General features: G+C 70.6%; 14 protein-coding genes. 8 read left to right on the top strand and 6 right to left on the bottom strand.

Annotated features, from left to right (window positions below; translation table 11 throughout):
- Positions 1 to 89 precede the first annotated feature (89 nt).
- Positions 90 to 740 carry an ACT domain-containing protein gene (locus ACWEOI_RS31860; protein WP_357096145.1) on the bottom strand — a complete coding sequence of 217 codons (651 nt, stop codon included), beginning with the start codon at positions 738 to 740 and terminating at the stop codon, positions 90 to 92.
- A 245-nt stretch (positions 741 to 985) separates the two neighbouring features.
- Here ACWEOI_RS31860 and gatC point away from each other — a divergent pair, with 245 nt between their 5' ends.
- The 3 genes from gatC to ACWEOI_RS31845 all read left to right on the top strand — a co-directional run bounded on the left by gatC (position 986) and on the right by ACWEOI_RS31845 (position 4973).
- On the top strand, positions 986 to 1285 hold the full coding sequence (gene gatC / locus ACWEOI_RS31855; RefSeq protein WP_357096144.1) for an Asp-tRNA(Asn)/Glu-tRNA(Gln) amidotransferase subunit GatC: 300 nt from the start codon (positions 986 to 988) through the stop codon (positions 1283 to 1285).
- Positions 1282 to 2751: an Asp-tRNA(Asn)/Glu-tRNA(Gln) amidotransferase subunit GatA gene (gene gatA / locus ACWEOI_RS31850; protein ID WP_433671879.1), complete on the top strand. Its 1470-nt coding sequence runs from the start codon at positions 1282 to 1284 to the stop codon at positions 2749 to 2751. The genes gatC and gatA overlap by 4 nt, the downstream gene beginning before the upstream one ends.
- Positions 2752 to 2981: 230 nt before the next feature.
- Positions 2982 to 4973, top strand: a complete 1992-nt coding sequence (locus ACWEOI_RS31845; RefSeq protein ID WP_452361998.1) for an ADP-ribosylglycohydrolase family protein — start codon at positions 2982 to 2984, stop codon at positions 4971 to 4973.
- Here ACWEOI_RS31845 and ACWEOI_RS31840 read toward each other — a convergent pair.
- Both ACWEOI_RS31840 and ACWEOI_RS31835 read right to left on the bottom strand, forming a co-directional pair.
- Positions 4934 to 6226 (bottom strand): alpha/beta-hydrolase family protein, encoded by a 1293-nt coding sequence (locus tag ACWEOI_RS31840; protein ID WP_452361997.1) that lies wholly within the window; start codon positions 6224 to 6226, stop codon positions 4934 to 4936. The two genes, ACWEOI_RS31845 and ACWEOI_RS31840, sit on opposite strands and share 40 nt — an antisense overlap.
- Before the next feature lie 203 nt (positions 6227 to 6429).
- Positions 6430 to 7215 carry a hypothetical protein gene (locus ACWEOI_RS31835; protein WP_452361996.1) on the bottom strand — a complete coding sequence of 262 codons (786 nt, stop codon included), beginning with the start codon at positions 7213 to 7215 and terminating at the stop codon, positions 6430 to 6432.
- 166 nt (positions 7216 to 7381) lie between these two features.
- Here ACWEOI_RS31835 and ACWEOI_RS31830 point away from each other — a divergent pair, with 166 nt between their 5' ends.
- The 3 genes from ACWEOI_RS31830 (at position 7382) to ACWEOI_RS31820 (ending at position 11349) form a co-directional block, all read left to right on the top strand.
- Positions 7382 to 8578, top strand: coding sequence for a sensor histidine kinase (locus ACWEOI_RS31830; protein WP_452361995.1), 1197 nt, complete (start codon positions 7382 to 7384; stop codon positions 8576 to 8578).
- A 96-nt stretch (positions 8579 to 8674) separates the two neighbouring features.
- Positions 8675 to 9334: a response regulator transcription factor gene (locus ACWEOI_RS31825; protein ID WP_357096127.1), complete on the top strand. Its 660-nt coding sequence runs from the start codon at positions 8675 to 8677 to the stop codon at positions 9332 to 9334.
- A 68-nt stretch (positions 9335 to 9402) separates the two neighbouring features.
- Positions 9403 to 11349, top strand: a complete 1947-nt coding sequence (locus ACWEOI_RS31820; RefSeq protein ID WP_452361994.1) for a protein kinase domain-containing protein — start codon at positions 9403 to 9405, stop codon at positions 11347 to 11349.
- Here the strand turns inward: ACWEOI_RS31820 and ACWEOI_RS31815 are convergent.
- Positions 11346 to 11534 (bottom strand): hypothetical protein, encoded by a 189-nt coding sequence (locus ACWEOI_RS31815; RefSeq protein ID WP_433671885.1) that lies wholly within the window; start codon positions 11532 to 11534, stop codon positions 11346 to 11348. The two genes, ACWEOI_RS31820 and ACWEOI_RS31815, sit on opposite strands and share 4 nt — an antisense overlap.
- A 370-nt stretch (positions 11535 to 11904) precedes the next feature.
- Between ACWEOI_RS31815 and ACWEOI_RS31810 the strand changes: the two genes are divergently transcribed.
- Both ACWEOI_RS31810 and ACWEOI_RS31805 read left to right on the top strand, forming a co-directional pair.
- A complete protein-coding gene (locus ACWEOI_RS31810; RefSeq protein WP_433671886.1) occupies positions 11905 to 12786 on the top strand; it encodes a Scr1 family TA system antitoxin-like transcriptional regulator in 882 nt (293 codons plus the stop codon).
- Positions 12783 to 12980, top strand: a complete 198-nt coding sequence (locus tag ACWEOI_RS31805; protein ID WP_357096120.1) for a DUF397 domain-containing protein — start codon at positions 12783 to 12785, stop codon at positions 12978 to 12980. Before ACWEOI_RS31810 ends, ACWEOI_RS31805 begins: the two co-directional genes overlap by 4 nt.
- A gap of 29 nt (positions 12981 to 13009) precedes the next feature.
- Here ACWEOI_RS31805 and ACWEOI_RS31800 read toward each other — a convergent pair whose 3' ends face one another.
- Both ACWEOI_RS31800 and ACWEOI_RS31795 read right to left on the bottom strand, forming a co-directional pair.
- Positions 13010 to 13231 carry a hypothetical protein gene (locus ACWEOI_RS31800; protein WP_433671887.1) on the bottom strand — a complete coding sequence of 74 codons (222 nt, stop codon included), beginning with the start codon at positions 13229 to 13231 and terminating at the stop codon, positions 13010 to 13012.
- A gap of 66 nt (positions 13232 to 13297) precedes the next feature.
- Positions 13298 to 13792: a carboxymuconolactone decarboxylase family protein gene (locus ACWEOI_RS31795; RefSeq protein WP_357096115.1), complete on the bottom strand. Its 495-nt coding sequence runs from the start codon at positions 13790 to 13792 to the stop codon at positions 13298 to 13300.
- Between the last annotated feature and the right edge of the window lie 131 nt (positions 13793 to 13923).

Raw genomic sequence — 13923 nt, 5'->3', positions numbered from 1 at the left:
ACGGCAGGCGCGCGGCGGCCCTGCAATGCGAAACGCCCCCACCGGATCTCCGGTAGGGGCGTGAAACGCGAGGTGAAAGCGGGTGTGACTCAGCCCAGCACGGTCGCGACGATGCCGGCCAGGTAGCCCAGGCGAGCCACCTCCGAGGGCCGGAAGTCCGGTCCGCCCGGGCGGCCCAGCAGCAGCACCTTGCCGGTGTTGCCGAGTGGCGCCGCCGCCAGCTTGGTGTCCATGTCCTTCCATAGGTCCGGCACCCAGTCGGCGTCGCCGTCGAGCACCGACGGCTTCTCCAAGGGCATCCACGGCGCGGAGGCGGCCTGTGTGGACGGCGCGCTCTGGGAACCCACCACCCGGTAGGCGCCCTGCGGGCCCATGTCGATCACGGTCGACCAGCCGACCCGCAGCACCCGGGGCGCACCGTCGACGAGCACCTGCAACCGGTCGTCGCGTGCGTTGGCGACCTGGTCGATGAGCTCGAGTTCGCGGTGGGTGTCGAGGATCCCCGAGTACGGCCGCAGCGAATCCACTTGCACATCGTGCAGTGATTCGGCGGCGGTGATGAGGGTGTCGGGCAATGCGCCCGTCGGCACCTCGACGACGATGTCGTCGATCGCGAAGCCGTCGCCGCGCTCGACGACATCCAGCGAGAGGATGTCCGCGCCAACGGAACCCAGCGCCAGCGCCAGTGATCCGAGACTCCCCGGGCGATCCGGAAGTTGCACGCGAAGCAGGTATGACACGTGCCTTCCTTTCTTTACTGTGCGACCGAAACTTTCCGACGGGTACCCGAGTCCCGCAATACTTACACCCTCGAGAGCCCGTTATCGAATCGAAGCATCTGCTGTGACGCGGGCCACCTACCCGTGGGTCACACATTGATGGTGCCAGGTCCGGCGCGTACCTGCGACCGGTGGCCGAAGGTGAACCCACTAGGCTGTCGGATGGCCAATCACCTAGCTCGAACCATGCCGAAAGGGGTCCCGCGGTGCCCGCCATCTCCAGGGACGAGGTAGCCCACCTCGCCCGGCTGTCCCGGCTCGCTTTGACGGACGACGAACTCGATCTGTACGCCGGTCAGCTGGATTCCATCCTGACCCACGTCGCACAGATCTCGCAGGTCGCCGCCGCCGATGTGCCCGCCACCGCATCCCCGAATCCGGAGACCAACGTGACGCGCCCGGATGTGCCGCGCCCGTGCCTGACTCCGGACGAGGCGCTCGCCATGGCCCCGGCCGTCGAGGAGCAGCGGTTCATGGTTCCGCAGATTCTGGGAGAGGGCGAATGACGGACCTGACCAAGCTGTCCGCGGCGGAACTCGCGGACAAGATCCACACCCGCGAGGTGTCCTCGGTCGAGGTCACCGAGGCCCACATCCGCCGCATCGCCGAGGTCGACGGGGAGATCAACGCCTTCCTGCACGTCGCGGGCGAGCAGGCTCTGGTCACCGCCGCCGAGGTGGACCGTCAGGTCGCCGCCGGGACCGTGGCCTCGCCGCTGGCCGGTGTTCCCTTGGCGCTCAAGGACGTTTTCACCACCGTCGACATGCCGACCACCTGCGGGTCGAAGATGCTCGAGGGCTGGGTGTCGCCCTACGACGCGACGCTGACCACCAAGCTGCGCGAGGCGGGCATCCCGATCCTCGGCAAGACGAACATGGACGAGTTCGCCATGGGTTCGTCGACCGAGAACTCGGCCTACGGCCCGACCCGCAATCCCTGGGACACCGAACGGATTCCGGGTGGTTCGGGTGGCGGCTCGGCCGCCGCGCTGGCCTCTTACCAGGCCCCGCTGGCGATCGGCACCGACACCGGCGGCTCGATCCGCCAGCCCGCCGCGGTCACCGCGACCGTCGGCACCAAGCCGACCTACGGCACCGTGTCCCGCTTCGGCCTGGTCGCCTGCGCGTCCTCGCTGGACCAGGGCGGCCCGTGCGGTCGCACCGTGCTGGACACCGCGCTGCTGCACGAGGTCATCGCCGGGTACGACCCGCGTGACTCCACCTCCCGCAATGTGCCGGTGCCGCCGGTGGTCGCCGCCGCCCGCGAGGGCGCCAAGGGCGATCTGTCGGGCCTGAAAGTCGGTGTGGTGCGCGAGCTTCACTCCGACAGCTACCAGCCGGGCGTCCTCGCCTCCTTCGACGCCGCGGTCGCGCAGCTGAAGGAGCTGGGCGCCGAGGTGATCGAGGTGTCGTGCCCGCACTTCGAGTACGCGCTGCCCGCCTACTACCTGATCCTGCCGTCGGAGGTGTCGTCGAACCTGGCGCGCTTCGACGCCATGCGGTACGGCCTGCGCGTCGGCGACGACGGCACCCACTCGGCCGAGCAGGTCATGTCCATGACCCGTGAGGCCGGCCTGGGCCCGGAGGTCAAGCGCCGCATCATGATCGGCACCTACGCGCTGTCCTCGGGCTACTACGAGGCCTACTACGGCCAGGCCAACAAGGTCCGCAACCTGATCGCGCGGGACTTCGACAAGGCCTACGAGACCGTCGACGTGCTGGTCTCGCCGACCAGTCCGTTCACCCCGTGGAAGCTGGGCGAGAAGGTCAACGACCCGCTGGCCATGTACCTCTCGGACCTGTGCACGCTGCCGACCAACCTGGCCGGGCACTGCGCCATGTCGGTGCCGTCCGGGCTCAGCGCGGACGACGGTCTGCCGGTCGGCCTGCAGATCATGGCCCCGGCCCTGGCCGACGACCGCCTGTACCGGGTCGGCGCGGCCTACGAGGCGGCCCGCGGCCCGATCGCCTGATCGGTCGATCCCGCAAGCGAATTCGGCCCCCGTCGGTATCCACCGGCGGGGGCCGTTCGCTGTCCGCGGACCGGACCGGTGCGCCGCAGGTCAGCGGGGGATGCGCGCCATTGTCCGGCTTGTCCGATTCCGGGCAGTCGGTATCCGGCCGATCCGGCATTGCCTGCGACGCGTCGGTCCCGACCGGTAGGCTGGCAGCGTTTCGGCGTGTGTGAAGGGTTTGTCAGGGGATGTTGCGACGCGGCGAAGTCTTCGCGGGCTACGTGATCGAGCGCGAAGTGGGCCGTGGCGGAATGGGTTCGGTCTACGCGGCCCGCCACCCTCGGCTCCCGCGGCTGATCGCGCTCAAACTGCTGCACCGGGAGATGTTCGGCGACAACGAGACCCGGCAGCGCTTCGAGCGCGAGGCCGATGTGATCTCCCAGCTCGACCACCCCAACATCATCACCGTCTTCGACCGTGGTGACGAGGGCGAGCAGCTGTGGATCGCCATGCAGTACGTGGACGGCGTCGACGGCGCGTCCATCGACCCCTTCGATCTGCCCCCGGACCGGGCGGTCGAGATCATCGTGCAGACCGCGGCCGCACTGGATTACGCGCACGCGCGCGGCGTCCTGCACCGCGACGTGAAGCCCGCCAACCTGCTGCTGTCGCGCTCCGGCGGCATCGGCACCGGCTTCGCCGAACGAGTCCTGCTCAGCGACTTCGGCATCGCCCGGGTGCTCGACGACACCGCGCACCTGACCCGCACCGGCATGCTCAACGCCACCCTCGCCTACGCCTCCCCGGAGCAGCTGACCTCCGCGCCCATGGGGCCGCGCTCGGACCAGTACTCCTTGGCCTGCACCCTGTTCCGGCTGCTCACCGGGCGCGGGCCCTTCGACGCGCCGAACATCGCGACCGTCATGCTCGGCCATCTGCAGTCCCCGCCGCCGTCCGCCGGCCAGTTCCGGCGTGAGGTCCCCGCCGAACTGGACGCGGTACTGCGACGCGCGCTGTCCAAGGACCCGCGCGACCGCTACGAGACCTGCTACGAATTCGCGCGAGCCGCATGGGATACGGTGGCCGAACCGGTGTCCCTGGTGCGGCGGCCCCGCGCGTTGGCCGCCGACCGGCTGCCCCGCGAGGACACCGTCCGCGGCTGCCTGTTCGGCGGCGCCATCGGGGACGCGCTGGGCGCGCCGATCGAGACCATGCTGCTGCGGAACATCCAGCTGCGCTACGGGAATCAGGGCGTCACCGGGGAGGGCGGCGGCTACAAGGGCCGCATCTCCGACGAGACCCAGCTGACGCTGTTCACCATGGAGGCGCTGATCCGCAGCGCGCGCGTGCGGGCTCGCGGCAACGCGGCGGCCGTCGGCATGATCCAGGAGAACCTGCTGGTGTGGCTGCGCGGGCAGGGTCAGGCCGCCGTGCCCGAACAGCCGGTGCCGTTGCAGAGCGGGCTGACCATGTACCCGGAGCTGATGACCTACCGGGGTCCCACCCAGACCACCATCTCGGCCATGCTGCGCGCGGCCGCCCGGCAGCGGCCGGGCACCCCGCTGGGCACCCGCGACCATCCGATCAACGACTCCAAGGGCTGCGCGGCCGTGGTGCGTTCCGCGCCCTGCGGATTCACGCCGTCGCTCGAGCACGCCTTCGAATTGGCCTGTGACGCGGCGGCCCTCACCCACGGCAACCCGAGCGGCTGGCTGCCCGCGGGCACCTTCGCGGCCACCGTGTACGGGCTGGGCCGGGGACTGGACGTGCGGACCGCCGTGGAACAGGCTCGCGCGCAGCTGGTCCGGAACCGGAACCACGAGGAGACCTCCGAGGCGCTCGACGCGGCCGTGCGGCTGGCCGACACCGTCGCCTTCCGGGGACGGCCCATGCCCGCGCCCGGACTGCTGGAACGACTGGGCAGCGGCGTCATCGGGTCCGAGGCCCTCGCGCTGGCGGTGTGCGCGGCGGTGTGCGCCGAGAACGTCGGCGGCACACCGGAGGAGATCTTCCGCAACGGCGTGCTGCTGGCGGTCAACCACTCCGGGGACAGCGACTCCACCGGGTCCATCTGCGGCGCGCTGCTCGGGGCCCGCCTCGGCGCGGACGCCATTCCGGAGGTCTGGCGGGCTCGGCTCGACGCGGCCGCCGCCATCGACCGGCTGGTCGCGGACTTCACCCGCGAAGTCCGCGAACCGACTCAGCAGCCCGGCAGCACCGTGCCCTGGTCCACGCCGTAGCGGTGTCCGTGACCGGCCGGGGCGTCCAGCGCGCCCAGCAGGTCGGCGGAGGTCTGCAGGAAGCTCACCACCGGAAACCACGGCGGGACAGGAGCATCCGGCCGGGTGCCGGTGAGATCCGGTGCGCGCCACAGCAGGGACGGTGACCAGTGCACCACCGGATCGGAGGCATTGGCCAGCACCGCCGCCCGCCCGTGCCGCACCTGCCCGCCCGGCGGGCCCGCCCAGAGCGCGCCGCAGGTACGGCGGTCCAGATCGGCGTCATCGGTGAACACCGCGCTGCCGCCGAGCGCGCCCAGGCTCTGCCCGTAGATGTAGAGCTTCGGCGGATCCGGCAGCGTCGAAATCCGTTGTTCGACAGCCCGGAACAGGGCCCGCGCCGACTCCTCGGCGGCATCGCGCCCGAAGACGAAGGTGACCCAGCTGGGCGCGTCCGAGTACTGCAATCCGACCAGCGCCACATCCCCGCCGAACCGCGCGTCCAGTCCCTTGGCGGCATCGCTGTCGATCCACCCCGACCCGGTCGGCACGGTCACCACCAGATTCCGCCGTTCGAATCCACCCGTCCGCTCCAGCTCCCGCACCGCCAGCGCCACCCGCGCCTCCAGCCCCGTCGCCGAGTTCAACCCGACGTACACCCGCACCGCCCGCGCCGGCGTCCCCGCCACGAACCGCCGCCCCTGCGCTCCCAGCGACGGCCAGCTCGCCATCGACACCGGACTCCCCGACCGGGTCGGTGAATCCGGTTGCACCAGCTCCGGATCCACGAACGAATCCGCCGCCGCGTACGCCGCCCGCCGCCACTCCACCACGCTCGGCACCACCAGCAGCTGCGCCGCCACGCCCAGCGCCGCCGCCGCCGCGATACTCCGCGCCCGCCCCAATCGCCGCACCACCCACCGCACCCCGTGTGCCAGACCCACCACCAGCGCCACGATCGGCACCGTCCACGCCAGCCACTGCACCCAGTACCCCGGTCCGATACCCCCGACCCCCATGGCATTCCGCAGCGAGTTCTGCCAATGCTCGGCATACCCCATCGCACCCCCGACCAGCCCCGTCCCCGCGACCGCCACCGGAACCCGCCACCGCGTCAGCCGCTCCACCCCGAACCGAGTCCAGCGCAACACCATCCGGACGATCCCCGCCACCGCCAGCCCGATCAGCACCAGCAGCGCGGTCACGATCGCCTGCGCCGACGGGGTGCGCGGCAGCAGCCCCGGCGCCAGCGACGCCAGCGTCCCGCCCGCCACCGCCGCGCTCGTCCCGACCCGTGGCGCGTGAAACCATGTCCACCCCGAGGCCCCACGAGGCCGCGGCACGGCAGCACCACTTCTCCCCGTCGGAGCTTCGCCCGGCGTGGGTTCGGTTTGATTGCTCGACTTCCGCAGCGCGACGGTCGCATCCGTACGCACCCGCTCGAGGCGCACGCGACGAGCGGCGTGCCCGGCCGGGATCACAGCGCCACCGCCGAGGCGGTACCGGCGATCGCGAAGTCGCGCTCCCGAGCCGCTGTGTCCCGGCGGGAGCGGGCGCGGCGCACCAGAACGGTTGCCGCGGAGGCCAGTCCGGCGATCCCGACGCCGGCCACGACGAGGGCGGCGGGTGTGGGGCCCGCGCCGGTGTGCTCGAAGAACGGCTCGTAGACGGGGCTGCCGTAGTCCTGGCGGATGGAGTTCAGGTCCACGGCCGTCGCGGCGATCGTGGCCATGACCTGGCACTGTGTGCGCGACATCGCATCCTCGCGGGCCGCGCACGCGGTGTGCATGCGCTGTTCCAGTGCGGCGTCCACGGATTGGCGGGCCCAGGGGCCCAGCGGCTGGCCGTGGGCGGCGGCGTAGCGCAGCAGGTCGTAGCCGAGGTCGTGGGATTTGCAGGCCAGGTCGAATTCGGCGGGCAGGGGGATGGGGGAGGAGCAGTCACCCTCCGGGTTGAGGAGCATGCCCGCCTCGACGACGGGGCGGTACCCGGCTGCGGTCGCGAAGTCGTCGGGGATCGCGGCGGGATTCGGCCGGGCGGCGATCGACTCCAGCAGGCCCGCCCGGGCCGACGAGCTCTCGGGCTGGCGCGGCAGGCCGGCCGCCGCTCCGGCCGCCGGGGCGAACGCGACGCCGACCGTGCACACCACGGCGGCCGCGGCCGCGAGCGCGCCGTACCGGTGGAGTCCGGCGGCGTCGTGCGACGGGATGACAGACGAGGTGGAACGGGGCGAATTCCTGCGGGAAGTCGGGAACGCTCTCATGGGATCGACGCTAGGAATCGGCCTCCGACCGGGGCGTCAGCCTGTGGGGCGGTTGCGTCGTGGGCGGTGCGGGGGACACCCGTGCCGATGTCGTACCGGGGTAGGGGGTGGGAGATCACTCAGGGGTATGAGGTGCGGGGCGGGCGGAGTCTCTACCGTCGATGCCATGGGTGGAAAGTTGTCAGGGCAGGCCCGGGTGGCACGGGCGCGGCGGTGGTTCGACGGGTTCACGGTGCTGCTCGCGCTCATCTTCATCGCGGTGGCGTGGCCGACACTGCATGTGACCCACAAGGTGCCCGCGGCCGCCGCGCCGTTCATCGCCGGGTTCGCGGCGTTCCCGATCCTGCTGGTGCGGGTGAATCCGCCACTGGGATGGGCGGTTTCGGCCGGGTCGGCGCTGCTGATCACGCTGGCCGTGCCGCATCAGCCGGGAAACACCATCCCGTTCCAGGTGGTGCACATTCTGGCGCTGTTCGCCCTGGTGTTCGCGGTGGCGGTGCGCGCGCCCATCCGGATCGTGGGTGTGGTGTGGCTGTCGACCTCGCTGCTGTTCGCCACCGCCATGGCCCAGACCGGCGACAGTTTCGCCGAGTCCGGTTTCGGCTGGCCGCTGGCCATCACCGGCCTGGTGGTGTTCGGCCTGCTCATCCGGTGGGTGGTGCTGTCGCGGCGGGCGCTGCTGAAGTCGGAGGAGGAGACCGAGCTGGAGCGGGCCCGGCGCGCGATCCTGGAGGAGAAGGCCCGCATCGCCCGCGACCTGCACGACGTGGTGGCCCACCACATGTCGATGGTGGTGGTGCAGGCGCAGACCGCGCCCTACCGGATCGACGGGCTCTCGGCCGAGGCCCGCGCCGAATTCGAATCCATCGGGACGGGTGCGCGGGCCGCGCTCAACGAGATTCGCGGCATGCTGGGCGTGCTGCGCAGCGACGGGCAGCTGCCCGAGCACGCGCCGCAGCCCTCCGCCGCGGACCTGCCGGGCCTGCTGGAGGGCGCGCAGCGGGCCGGGGTGCCGCTCACCTGGACCGTCGACGGCGAGCTCGGCGCGGTACCGGAGACCACCGGGCTGGCGCTGTACCGGATCGTGCAGGAGTCGCTGGCCAATGCCTCGCGGCACGCGCCGGGCGCGGCGGTGCGGGTGCACATCGCCTGCACCCGCGAACTCACCCTGAGCGTCGGCAATGATCGCCCGATCGCGGTCCGCACCGGCGACCACTCCTCCGCCGCGGGCTCCGGTATCGCGGGTATGCAGACCCGCGCGGCGGCGGTCGGCGGCGTGCTCACCGCCGGACCCCGGCCCGACGGCGGCTTCGACGTCCACGCCCGGCTGCCCTTGACCGCCCTCACCCCGGTCACGCTGTAATCCCGGTCCCTACCCGGCCGGGGGTGCGAAGTTGTCTTCGTGACGGCCGTTCCGCCCCCGGCATGGCAAACTCGGTTGCGTGCGTGAGGTGGGACAGTGGCGATAACCGTGTTGATCGCCGACGACCAGGCGATGGTGCGGCAGGGGTTCGGGGCATTGCTGGCCGCGCAGCCCGACATCAGCGTGATCGGTGACGCCCCGGACGGGAAAGCCGCTGTGGCCGAAGCGAAACGGCTGCGGCCGGACGTGGTGCTCATGGACGTGCGCATGCCCGAGATGAACGGGCTCGACGCGGCCAAGGTGATTCTCGACGCCGGATTCGACCCGCCGGTGCGGGTGCTCATGCTCACCACCTTCGACATCGACGACTACGTGTACGAGGCCCTCGGCATCGGCGCCAGCGGCTTCCTGCTCAAGGACGCGCCCGCCGAGGAACTGGTGCGCGCCGTGCGGGTGGTGGCCGCCGGGGACGCGCTGCTCGCGCCGACGGTGACGCGCCGGCTCATCGCCGACGTCACCAGCCGCCGCACCCGGCGCGCGCCCGCCCCGCAACTGTCGGTGCTCACCCCGCGCGAGCGGGAGGTGCTGGAACTGGTGGCGCGCGGCATGTCCAATGCCGAGATCGCCGAAAGCCTGTTCGTGGCGGAACAAACCGTGAAGACCCACGTGTCGAAGGTGTTCACCAAACTGAACCTGCGCGATCGGGCGCAGGCGGTGGTGCTGGCCTACGAATCCGGACTGGTGACCCCCGGCTGACCTGCCCCGACAGCGTTTCGGCGGGTAGGCTCACGGATTTGTACGTCACCGGAAGGGGGTCGTGGACAGTGCTGAATGGCGGTGACGTGTTCGCCGGGTTCACCATCGAACGACTGCTCGGTCAGGGCGGGATGGGCTCGGTGTATCTGGCCCGGCATCCGCGCCTGGGCAAGCTGACGGCACTGAAGCTGCTGAACCGGGAACTGTACGCGGACACCGAGATCCGCGCCCGATTCGAGCGCGAGGCGGATCTGGTCGCGCGGCTGGACCACCCCAATATCGTGGAGGTGTACGACCGCGGCACCGAGAACGAGATGCTGTGGATCTCCATGCAGTACGTGGACGGGGTGGACGCGGCGGGCGTGAACGTGGCCACGCTGCCCCCGGAGCGCGCGGTGCAGGTGATCGAGGGCGTCGCCGACGCCCTGGACTACGCGCACGGCATGGGCGTCCTGCACCGGGATGTGAAGCCCGCCAACATCATTCTGGCCCGTGCCGTCGCCGGCCACGGCGAACGCGTCTTCCTCACCGACTTCGGCATCGCCCGCCTGCGCGAGGACTCCACCCACCTCACCCAGGCCGGGATGTTCACCGCCACCCTGGCCTACGCCTCGCCCGAACAGATGACCGGCGCCCACCTCGACCCGACCACCGACCAGTACTCCCTGGCCTGCGCCCTCTACTGGCTCCTGATCGGTGTGGGCCCCTTCGATTCCCCCCACCCCGGTGAACTGATCCGCGGCCACCTCCAGCTCCTCCCGCCCCCGGTCAGCCTCCGCCGCCCCGGCCTCTCCCCGGCCATGGACGCCGTCCTCACCAAGGCCATGGCCAAACGCCCCGCCGACCGCTTCCCCACCTGCACCGACTTCGCCAAGGCCGCCCGCCGGGCCCTCTCCGGCCCCCCGGCCCAGCACCCCGGGTACCCCAACCCACCCGCCCCCCAACCGAACTACGCCCAGCCCTACCCCGCCCCGCCGTTCCAGGCCCCGCCCGCCGCCTACCCGCCCCCGGCGGTCCCGGCGAACCAGCAGCCCTACCCGGTGCCGCCGTCCGCCGCCCAGCCCCCGCCGGCCGCACCCAACTTCCCGGCGCCTCAGCCGGTCGCACCGAACTCCCCGCAACCGGCCGCCGCTCCCAATTACCCGGCCCCGCAACCCCAATCCGGCCAGCCCGTCCTCCCACCCCCGGTGGGACCGGCCTATCCGGTACCGCCGCCATCCCCGGCCGGGCCCTCCGCGTATCCCGCGCCCGCCCAACCGGCCGCACCGGTCCCCCCGGTATCGCAGGACGCAGACCGCGTCGGCTCAGGCCCGACCGTTCGCCCCTACCCGCAGGCGCCGGAACCCGCCGATCAGGTCGGGTCGGGGCCGAGGTACCGGCCACAGCCTTCCGGGGATGAGGTGTGGCAGCGGCCGACCGATGTCGTTCCGCAGCCGGTGGTTTCGGCGGTCTCTCCGGAGGAGGGGCCGGAACTGGTGGTGCGGGAGGCGGAGTCGGCGTCGGAATCGTCCGATTCGACGGATCTTGTGGCGGTGGTGGAGGATTCGCCGACCGCCGTCGGGGAGGAATCCGGATCGACCGGCGGCGACGCGGCGACCCGGCCCGATGAGTCGGCCGGTGACGGCGCGGCCGAGCCTGCGCCGGAGACGGTGGTCCGCGGCGAGGATGAGAAGGGCGGGATGTCGCGGCACCCGGATTCGGGCGCGTTCGTGCCCGCGGGTGCGAATCAGGCCACCGCAGGCGCGGTGCAGGCCGCGCCCGCGGCGGAGTTCGTTGTGGCCGAGCCGGTTTCGAGTGGTGCTGTCGAGCGGGTGGCGGCCGGACCGGTGGGGATGCCGGGGCGTCAGGGATTCGGTCCGCCGCCGTTCGGGGTCGGGCCGGTGCGGCCGCCGGCGGTTCCGGCGGCCGGGCAGCGGGCCGGAGCTTCGCAGGCCACCGCGCTGGTGGTGCTGGGGCTCGCGGTATTGGCGCTGGTGCTGCTGGTGGCCGTGGCCGTCGTGGTGGTGTCGGGCTAGGGATAGTGGGCGCGGTCGCCGAGGACCATTTGCCCTTTGTCGACGAGGATTTGGCGGGCTCGGCGGCGGACCAGGCAGTTGTCCACGGTGCAGAACTTGTGGATCTGCATGGCTTGATGGGCCTGGGGCAGGCCCAGGTCGCCGGGGTCCATTGTGCAGTCGAACAGATACATCATGGTGTCCACCGGGGGCAGCGCAGGGGGCTGGACAGTTCGCGGTCCGGCGCTGGCGCTCGGCGTGCGGCGCTGGTGCGCCGGGCCCACACAAGCCTACCGAGATTCCTTGCGCGCCACGCCGCAATCGGGTCCTTGTCACACCCGATCTCGGAGGTCGGCACGGGGGGATTGGGTGCGCCCGGCTCGGGGACGAGTGGGTCCAGAGATATCAGGGCTCCGGTTCTCACCGGGCGCGACTCCAGTCCAGCACCGTTTCGGCGAACCGACAATCACTGCCCGCCCGCGGTGGGAAACTTTCCGAAAGCTCCAGGTCAGCATTCATATCGCGTGGGAGCATCATTCGCAGTGACCGAAAACAGCCTTCGTGGGGGAGGATTCGATGTCCGATCATGGTTCGACTTTGCCGCGCCGGCAGCTGGGCAGGTACCTGCGGGAAGGCCGGATGCAGTGCAATATGACGATTGCCGAGGCCGCCGCCCTGATGGAGTGGAGCGAGTCCAAACTGCAGCGTCTGGAAACCGGAAATGCCGAGAAGATCCGGGTTCTCGATGTCCGCGAATTGTGCCGGATCTACGACTTCGACGACGAATTCTGTTCGGCCCTGACCGGCCTCGCGCAACAGACCAGCGTCAAGTCGTGGTGGCACGAGTACGACGATCTGATACCCGAGGGTTTCAATGTGTATGTGGGCCTGGAGGCTTCGGCCCGCGGCCTCATCTCCTACCAGCCGGAGATCATTCCCGGCCTGCTGCAGACCGCCGAGTACGCACGGGTCCTGATCAATGATTACTGGCCGGATGCTGCAAGTGACCAACTCGACCGCCGGGTGCAGTTGAAGACCCGTCGTCAAAGCCTCTTGACGCGCAAGCGAAGTCCCGCGCACTTCGATGTGGTGGTCCACGAAACCGCACTACATCGCGTTGTCGGCGGTCCGCGCGTAATGGCGGGGCAGCTGCGGCGGCTGGCCGACATGTCGACTCTGCCGACGATCGCTGTTCGTGTACTACCCTTCTCGGCGGGGGTGCCGATCGGCCACACCGTGGGCCCGTTCGTGATCCTGGATTTCGGCCATGACGCGGGTAACCGGCCCGTCGAACCCACGGTCGTCTACCTGGAGAACTTTCTCGGCGACCTCTATCTGGAGAAGCAGGCCGCGGTCGATCGCTACCGCGAGGCCTACCAAGCGATTCAGCGCGCCGCGTTGGACGAGACGACGAGCAGAGACCTCCTGCGGAGGGCGGCGAAGGAGTACGCGACGTGACCGTCGAACCCGGCGTCCGGTGGTTCAAGAGCGCCCGCAGCACCGGGGCCAAGGAATGCGTGGAGATCGCGTTCCTGGCCGGCGGTGTCGGGGTGCGGGACAGCAAGAATCCCGGTGGTCCGGCGCTGGTGTTCCCGCCGGCGGATTGGGATCGTTTCACCACCGCCGTGGCCGCGGGGCGATTCGACCACTGAGGTTGCGCGCGAGCCGCTTTCGGTCGCGTTCAGGCGGTGCGCGCGGCGGCGCGGGCGGAGTTGAGGGTGACCGCGGCGGCGTTCCAGATGGCGTAACCGCTGACCGCGTAGGGAACCCAGGTGGGGTGGTGGATGGCGAGCAGCACGATGGTGGCCACGGCCAGCGCGACCGCGCGGACCACGATGCCGTTGTGCAGCAGGGAGCGCAGCACCTGCGCGTCGATCAGGCTGGGGGACTTGACGCCGTTCATGAGTGTCGACCTTAGGTATTCGCGTGCGGCCCCCGAGGGGGCCGATCACGCCATGAATGGGACAAATTACGCGGCGGGCCAGTCGTTTTCGGTCTCGCCGACCTTGTTGACGTAGTTGGTCAGGGTCTGCAGGGCGACCAGGGCGACGATTTCGAGCACCTGCTCCTGGGTCCAGCCCGCGGCCAGCGCCTCGGCCGGATCGGCCTTGCCGCGGCTCTCGGTCAGCTCGCGGGCGAAGGCCACGGCCGCGGCCTCCTTCGCGTCCGCCGAGGTGCCCTGCTTGGCGGCCTCGATCTCCTCGGTGCTGAGCTTGGCGACCCGCTTGCCGGTGAAGGTGTGCGCGGCGACGCAGTAGCCGCAGTCGTTGGCCGCGCCGACGGTGAGCGCGATGCGCTCCGAGGTCGGAGCGGGCAGCGTGCCCTTCTTCAGTGCGCCGGCCAGCCCGAGATAACCCTCCAGTACCACGGGCGCGTTCGCCATCACCTTGGTCATGTTCGGCACCCGGCCCATGCGCTTGCGGACCTCGTCCAACAGGGGTGCTTGCTCGATCGGAGTGATCATGACGTCCCAACTTTCTAACGGAAGATCGTACTTTCACACGTTAGAACATCATGGCTTCGGAAATCAATACCCGTTAGAATCGAGTCATGGTCGATCCCTTGGCACTTCGTTTGGCGAACACCATCCGCGCC

It is taken from the genome of Nocardia sp. NPDC004340 (assembly GCF_053602575.1).
The sequence above is the reverse complement of the archived record's forward strand: the minus strand, read 5'-3'. Positions and strand labels throughout refer to the sequence as shown.